This is a genomic window from Alcanivorax sp. MD8A (assembly GCF_002888555.1).
Taxonomy (GTDB): domain Bacteria; phylum Pseudomonadota; class Gammaproteobacteria; order Pseudomonadales; family Alcanivoracaceae; genus Alcanivorax.
Genome location: NZ_AQOQ01000004.1, coordinates 180,836 through 187,217, shown reverse-complemented (window position 1 = coordinate 187,217; position 6,382 = coordinate 180,836). Strand labels below are relative to the sequence as shown.

Sequence of the window (6,382 nt, the reverse complement as noted above, 5' to 3'; positions counted from 1 at the left end):
AACGGCAAGCGTCTGCCGGAGAAAGACGATCAGTTCACCATTACCACCCAGATCCAGACCAAGGAGGGCTGGCTGCCTCACCCGCTTGATGAGGCCCTGCGTAAGGAAACCCAGGGCAGCAAGCTGCGCAGCATTCCCATTACCCTGCCCTTCAATGACCCGGACCTGAACCTAAGGGCCGAGTACACCTTCTTCGAGCGCAAGAGCGGCAGGCCGCTGTGCGCTGGAGATGGGGAGAACTGCCGACGTCATACTGACAAAGGCTTGGAATCCCTGCCCTGCCCGTCACCGGATTTGTGTGACTACGGCAGCCATGGGCTGTGCAAGCCCTATGGTCGACTGTACGTCCAGATCGGTGACGATGATGAACTGGGCTGCTTTGTGTTCCGGACTACTGGCTACAACAGCATCCGCACCCTCGCCGCTCGCCTGCGTTACTTCCATGCCATCAGTGGCGGCAACCTGGCCACGCTACCGCTGGAGCTCAAGCTACGGGGCAAGAGCACCACCCAGAGCCATCGGGCACCGATCTACTACGTGGATCTGACCCTGAGAGCGGATCAGGACATGAAGGACGCTGTCACCCATGCACGGGAAGAAGCGAAAGGACGCGAGACTCTGGGAATCAGCCAGGCCGAACTGGATAAGGTCGCCCAGGCGGGCCTGATGAATGCGCAGTTCGAGTATGCGGAAGATGAGGGGCTGCAGGTAGTGGAGGAGTTTTCAGGCGAGGGCTCAACTCAAGCCAGGGAATCCAGCACTCAATCCACAGCCGCGCTTAGCAATAAGCTGGCTGGCAAGCAGTCTGCCGGTTAATCAAGAAGTGCCTTCAGGCCTTCCTGGCGGCTGCGTGAAAGTTTGCGGTAACGCTTGAGCAAATCAGCTTCAGTCTCACTGCGAACTTCCGCGCCGTAAGTGCCTGCTGGGTCTGCGGCACTGTCCTCAGCAATCCCGCATATAAGGAAGTCCAGAGAAACCCCTAACGCCTGCTTCAAAGCAGGCAAATACCGAAACCCCGGGGCATCACGGCCATTCTCCCAAGCGGAGACCGTGGACTTGGTGACATCCAACTCAAAACCTAGCTGCTCCTGAGTCAGCCCCAATGCCAACCGGGCCGCTTTCAGGCGCTCGGGAAAACTCATCACGCCCACTCCACCAAATAGATGAAGCAACGCTACGGCAGAGCGATACCTGTGTCGTATCGCTGAACTTGACTCACAAAGTGTCGCATTGCGATACTTTTGCGGTACTGTGTGCCCGAACCCGTTTTCGGGCCCAAGTCACTTTGGGGGAAGTGATTCAGCACAGCCGGCTAGCCAGGACGGTTAGCTACCCCTTTATACCTCCCTAATCACTAAAAAATGAAAAGAGGTCCAACATGGAAGCAACGGATACACAGAAGCCCTGGTTCTACGAAAGCGGCGGCCAACGCAAAGGAGGGTTTTCTGAACAGGAAATGATCAGTTTGATCACCAGCGGGGAAATCACTCGCGGCGCCGTTGTATGGCGAAACGGCTTGTCCGACTGGACGAAACTTGAAACAACAGAATTAGCAGCCCACCTGGACAAGACCGCCCCCCCTCCTCTGAGCGGGGAGCACGTTAACAATACCGTCGTGTGGGTTCTGGCTTTTGCACCACTCATTGGCCTGATCTTTGAGTCCATAGTCGCTGGCATGGTCTATAACGGCAGCGAATACCGGATAGAACAAGCACTGTCGAGTGCTGAGTTCTGGTATATCACCCTGGCCCTCAACCTCGCCTTGTCATTCTGGGATGAAAAGCGCCTGGAGCAATCCGGCATTGATACCAGTAAGTTCAAAGGTATGACCTGGCTAATCCCCGTTTACCTGTACCAAAGGGCCAAGGCTCTTAAACACAATCTGGCCTACTTTATTGTCTGGCTAGCCTGCTTTGCACTGATGCTGACGGTTTAACAACCAGACATTTACCAGGCAAGTAGCCCCACCCTCATCAAGGCCTGCAATCAGCAGGCCACCCCACATCGACACCAGAAGAGAGACAACGATGAAGACCTTCTCTTTATTGCCACTTATTGCGTCCATTTTAATGGCTGGTTGCGCAGATGAACCGGAAAACACCTTTAAAAAGAGTGTCACTTCCCTTTGCACTGATCAGATCACATTGGATGACCTTCAAAACCCCGATTTCTGCGGCTGCGTATACACAGATGTTCTTTCTAATTACGCAGTAAACGAGGGAGCTCCACCAGAAGACGTTTCATCTGGTGAAGCCAAATCAAAACTTCAGCCCTACATCAATGATGCTATTGCCACATGCAGAAATGGATAAGCCGTAGCAACTTCTTTTTAGCAAACCGCCGCCAGCTTCAATCAGCTTTATCAATTACAACAAGGAGTTAACCATGAGAAAAACCGCTTTCGCTGCCGCCCTAATGGCCATCACTCTTTCCGGCTGCTCCGATCTCTCGGAGGTCATTGAGGTCGGTTCCGCTACCAGCCATACAGGCTTGGGATATGGAATGAACCCCAAGTACGTGACGATTCGAAGCCTCGTAGAAGAAGTGGAAATCCAGGAGGTCACCGTCAACCGGGGGGAATGCCGCGTCATCAAATACAACGGAAGAAGCCAACTGCCCAAGACAATCAAATTTGGAAAAACAGCCAAGATCCAAGTCAACAATGACTGCGACGTTCTTGAGGCTGAAATCGAAACCGATCAAGGGGCTGGCACCTACAGCTTCGGCGCCTAACCACCCCCAATACAGCGGCTCGACAGAGAGCCGCTGCCTACCTTTTACTCCCCCGCCAAACGATCCCTTTCTTCAATTCTCTCCAAAATCCAGGATTCCACCTCGTCAGACACCCACCCAGAGGCTCGCCCGCCCAACTGCACCGGCTTGGGGAAGGCACCCTCACTGGCCAACTTGTAGATGTACGAACGGCCCAACCCGGTGGTGTCCATGACTTCCTTCAAACGCATGATCTTCATGAGACTCTCCTTCAACTCATGAGATAGCGCTCGCCTGTATTTTTTTACTCACTCCTATCTCCGGCTGGTACCGAAATGTCTGATCCCCATCCCGTATTGCTTGGTCTTGGCTTTCGCCAAGTAGCTGATGCGGCTAAATAAACCCGCCACCTCAGCTTCCCCACCAGCTGAACCCACATTGACTCGGTATACGCAGCTGTAGGGGAAGTGGACCAATCCACTCCCCTCATCTGCCCCCAACCCGACGGCTCGTGACCATGCCTTCACAATGCGCTCGGCAAGGTTCTTAGCTGGCCTGTCCGCCAACAAGTCACGCGGCACGTCCGGATCAGGCATTGCAGCCCCTTCCCCCTTCGCAGAAGGCAGGCTCCCTAGCTGCCGGTAAGTATCCTTGTTAAAGAACAGGCAGACGTGGAAATGAGGTTGATCGCTGCTGTCCTGCTCTCGTACCCAGATATACCGGACAGCGGTGTCATGGACCCGCTTACCTTCGCTACGTCTACGATTAACGTCAGCTTTTACTTGTTCTCGCAACGAGCTGATAAATCGACCCATCACAAACTCCAGCTGAAAGTGATGACGCTCAGGCAGACGCAGATCGAGTCTCACAGCCAACGTTCGAGGGTGTTCAGACAATGACCAATCCAGGGTCTCTTTGAAGCGGTACAGGTATTCATGCACTAAAGGTCCATGCTGAAGCTGGACCTCAAAGCCATGCCAGGAGCCTGTGTGGTGTAGGGAAAGGTTGGTGTTAAGAGGGTGCCGGTTAATCATTAATTTCTCCTATGAGAATTGTTTACTCATAGGAGATGCCTGCGTGTAACTTTCGACCGGCACCAAGGTAGGTAAATACCGCTGCCCGGCTTTAGGGAGCCAGACAGCTAATAATCCTGATTGGGTATCCCAGCCTTCAACAAGTGGGCTGGACGACAACCTCTATATATCTATTTACCGACAACCTGAAGTTGGCATTACCCGGTAACTAGTAGCAATAGCCATGGCAGGCTACCCTTGCTTTAACCACACCAACACACTGTTTTTATTATATTAAAAACTTTATAGCCATAACCATAATATGACGTTAATGCGTCATTTATTTGACTTTAACCGGACAGCATTGATACTTTTTCAAAACTATATTGTTACTATGTAATTTTGCGAGTTTAAGCCCCATGCACACTGCATATGATCAAGTCGAGCTATCCAGACAAGCGTTCAACCGCTGGATCAATACAAAAGATAGAGAGCACGTGTCATGGCTAGCGCGTTATCTGAATAAGAATAAAGTGGCGCAACGACTACTAGTAGAGCACGCCCTTAAGAGCATTGGCGAGGATGGGAACGGAAGGGTAGTAGTGAAGGATGATCGCGGGCACGTTGTCGAGAAAATGGCTGTGTTAGACGCCCTTTGCGGAAGCGAAGGTGCCAAATTGACAGCCAGAATCAAAACCGCCTGGAACCAACACAAATACAGAACCAAGCTAAGATTAACCAATCAGAAGAACATCAACATGGTCCTCAGCACTAGGGCGATTGAAAACTTAAAAACGCTATCCGAAAACCTCTACAAGCCCCAAAACAAGGTCATTGAGGATCTGATACAGGAAAAACTCCTGCTCCTGGCTGAGAAAGGGCAATTACGACAGCCCTCCCCCTCAATTGAAGCCCTCCAAATGCCGGAGACCAATATCATCCAGCCGGAACCTCTCTCTCTCCCCCTAGCAGGAGCAAACCTGTATGAGAGCAAAGCTAATGCTGACGAAGCCCCCCTCACCAAGAAATATTCAAAAGTATAAGGGCTGGCTACTTCTCGATAAGCAACTGCATATGAGCAGCCCATCGCTGCAACCACTCTCGACATTCAGCCTATATCCATGCAGGTCATAAGTCCCCTCAATCCCCTTTCGTGAGTGCCCCAAGATAACTTCAGCCACCTCACTCGTGCACCCCATGCGAGCCAGTCCAGCACGGACCGTACGTATAAGTGTAGTGGTCTACTAAACCAGGACAGCGTCATTATGGAGAGTACGTCGCACCTCCCACTGTCCTTTGGGCTTCCTGGCCCTGGCACCCTCAGCTTATCCCCGGTTCGGGGGCTGCCGCCGTCCGGTCCTCAATAGCTTCCGTCAGGTACTGCTCGACCAGATCGGTCACTGTTAAGCGGCCGAGGCTTCCGCCAACGCGGCCTTTCTATCTGTTCATAGAAGAAGCAAAGGAGAAGCTGGATAAAATTGCGGAACGGCAAAAGCGATCAAGGCACGACATTGTTGAAGATTGGGTTCTGCACGCCTTCGAGAAAGGCGACTTCTAGCCAACCATAGAAAAAACCGCCAACCCGAAATGGCAACCAGAACAGGTAGCAATTGAGAAACGGCAACCAAACGGCGACCAGATGACGAAAATTATGGCGACGACCCAGAAAAAGAAAAGGCCAGTCATCTATGACCGGCCTATCTTGTTGTTTTCCCGACCTTTATTTGGTCGGGGCGAGAGGATTCGAACCTCCGACCCCTTGCACCCCATGCAAGTGCGCTACCAGGCTGCGCTACGCCCCGAGATGTCTGGCAACCACTGGCTACCAAAGCGGCGTGCATAATAGCGGATTTGATGGGGGGATGGAACCTGCAAGATGCTGTTTGCTCAGGGTTTGATCGGCCCATGGGGTCAATGCATGAAAAAGCCCCGCCAGCAGGCTGGCGGGGCTTGATCGTCATGCTGAAGCATGGCGCGTCACGTATGACTCGTCAGGACGCCTTGAGTACGTCCAGCACTTCTTCCAGCTCGGTGATCATTTGCTTGATCAGCTGGTGATACTGGGTGGCCTGCTCCGCGTTGGCACCGCCGGTAAGCTGCTGACGCGCGCCACCGATCGTGAAGCCCTGATCGTACAGCAAGCTGCGAATCTGGCGGATCATCAGCACGTCCTGGCGCTGATAGTAACGACGGTTACCGCGTCGTTTCACCGGCTTGAGCTGGGGGAATTCCTGCTCCCAGTAGCGCAGTACGTGTGGTTTCACATCGCACAGGTCGCTGACTTCGCCAATGGTGAAATAACGCTTACCCGGGATCGCCGGGAGTTCGTCGTTATGGCTTGGTTCCAGCATAGGCCTCAACCCGTTGTTTTAGTTTTTGTCCTGGACGGAAGGTCACAACCCGTCGGGCGGTGATGGGAATTTCCTCACCGGTTTTAGGATTACGGCCGGGTCGCTCGCTCTTGTCGCGAAGGTCAAAATTACCGAAGCCGGAGAGTTTCACGGGAACGTTGCTCTCAAGGGAATGGCGGATTTCCTCGAAGAACATTTCCACCATTTCCTTGGCTTCGCGCTTGTTCAGGCCAAGCTCTTCGAACAGGCGCTCGGCCATGTCCGCTTTGGTCAGCGCACCCATGAAAAGACTCCCAAATCCCTGAA

Annotated in this window: 11 protein-coding genes and 1 tRNA gene; 6 read left to right on the top strand and 6 right to left on the bottom strand. The window is 52.9% G+C overall.

The window, feature by feature from the left end:
- Window positions 1–816: hydrolase or metal-binding protein (locus A15D_RS03865; RefSeq protein ID WP_102790842.1), on the top strand; the 816-nt coding region annotated here is incomplete at its 5' end.
- Here A15D_RS03865 and A15D_RS03860 read toward each other — a convergent pair.
- Complete coding sequence (locus A15D_RS03860) at window positions 813–1,142, bottom strand: helix-turn-helix domain-containing protein (RefSeq protein WP_102790841.1); 330 nt, start codon at window positions 1,140–1,142, stop codon at window positions 813–815. The two genes, A15D_RS03865 and A15D_RS03860, sit on opposite strands and share 4 nt — an antisense overlap.
- Window positions 1,143–1,378: 236 nt before the next feature.
- Between A15D_RS03860 and A15D_RS03855 the strand changes: the two genes are divergently transcribed.
- The 3 genes from A15D_RS03855 (at window position 1,379) to A15D_RS03850 (ending at window position 2,733) form a co-directional block, all read left to right on the top strand.
- A complete protein-coding gene (locus A15D_RS03855; protein ID WP_102790840.1) occupies window positions 1,379–1,936 on the top strand; it encodes a DUF4339 domain-containing protein in 558 nt (185 codons plus the stop codon).
- A gap of 91 nt (window positions 1,937–2,027) precedes the next feature.
- The gene (locus tag A15D_RS17140; protein WP_146026840.1) at window positions 2,028–2,312 is read left to right on the top strand and encodes a hypothetical protein; all 285 of its coding nucleotides are present in this window, start codon (window positions 2,028–2,030) and stop codon (window positions 2,310–2,312) included.
- A 73-nt stretch (window positions 2,313–2,385) separates the two neighbouring features.
- On the top strand, window positions 2,386–2,733 hold the full coding sequence (locus A15D_RS03850; protein WP_102790839.1) for a hypothetical protein: 348 nt from the start codon (window positions 2,386–2,388) through the stop codon (window positions 2,731–2,733).
- Window positions 2,734–2,777: 44 nt separating this feature from the next.
- Here A15D_RS03850 and A15D_RS03845 read toward each other — a convergent pair whose 3' ends face one another.
- Both A15D_RS03845 and A15D_RS03840 read right to left on the bottom strand, forming a co-directional pair.
- Window positions 2,778–2,972 carry an AlpA family transcriptional regulator gene (locus tag A15D_RS03845; protein WP_102790838.1) on the bottom strand — a complete coding sequence of 65 codons (195 nt, stop codon included), beginning with the start codon at window positions 2,970–2,972 and terminating at the stop codon, window positions 2,778–2,780.
- A 54-nt stretch (window positions 2,973–3,026) separates the two neighbouring features.
- A complete protein-coding gene (locus tag A15D_RS03840; protein ID WP_102790837.1) occupies window positions 3,027–3,746 on the bottom strand; it encodes an inovirus Gp2 family protein in 720 nt (239 codons plus the stop codon).
- 398 nt (window positions 3,747–4,144) lie between these two features.
- Here A15D_RS03840 and A15D_RS03835 point away from each other — a divergent pair, with 398 nt between their 5' ends.
- Together A15D_RS03835 and A15D_RS17515 are read left to right on the top strand one after the other, a co-directional pair.
- The gene (locus A15D_RS03835; protein WP_146026839.1) at window positions 4,145–4,768 is read left to right on the top strand and encodes a hypothetical protein; all 624 of its coding nucleotides are present in this window, start codon (window positions 4,145–4,147) and stop codon (window positions 4,766–4,768) included.
- A gap of 284 nt (window positions 4,769–5,052) precedes the next feature.
- Window positions 5,053–5,283, top strand: coding sequence for a ribbon-helix-helix protein, CopG family (locus A15D_RS17515; protein ID WP_146026843.1), 231 nt, complete (start codon window positions 5,053–5,055; stop codon window positions 5,281–5,283).
- A 167-nt stretch (window positions 5,284–5,450) separates the two neighbouring features.
- Here the strand turns inward: A15D_RS17515 and A15D_RS03830 are convergent.
- The 3 genes from A15D_RS03830 to ihfA all read right to left on the bottom strand — a co-directional run bounded on the left by A15D_RS03830 (window position 5,451) and on the right by ihfA (window position 6,359).
- A tRNA-Pro gene (locus A15D_RS03830) sits at window positions 5,451–5,527 on the bottom strand.
- A gap of 189 nt (window positions 5,528–5,716) precedes the next feature.
- Entirely contained in the window at window positions 5,717–6,076 is a 360-nt protein-coding gene (locus tag A15D_RS03825; protein ID WP_022986954.1) for a MerR family transcriptional regulator, read from the bottom strand.
- Window positions 6,057–6,359 carry an integration host factor subunit alpha gene (gene ihfA / locus A15D_RS03820; RefSeq protein ID WP_022986953.1) on the bottom strand — a complete coding sequence of 101 codons (303 nt, stop codon included), beginning with the start codon at window positions 6,357–6,359 and terminating at the stop codon, window positions 6,057–6,059. Before ihfA ends, A15D_RS03825 begins: the two co-directional genes overlap by 20 nt.
- Window positions 6,360–6,382: the final 23 nt, after the last annotated feature.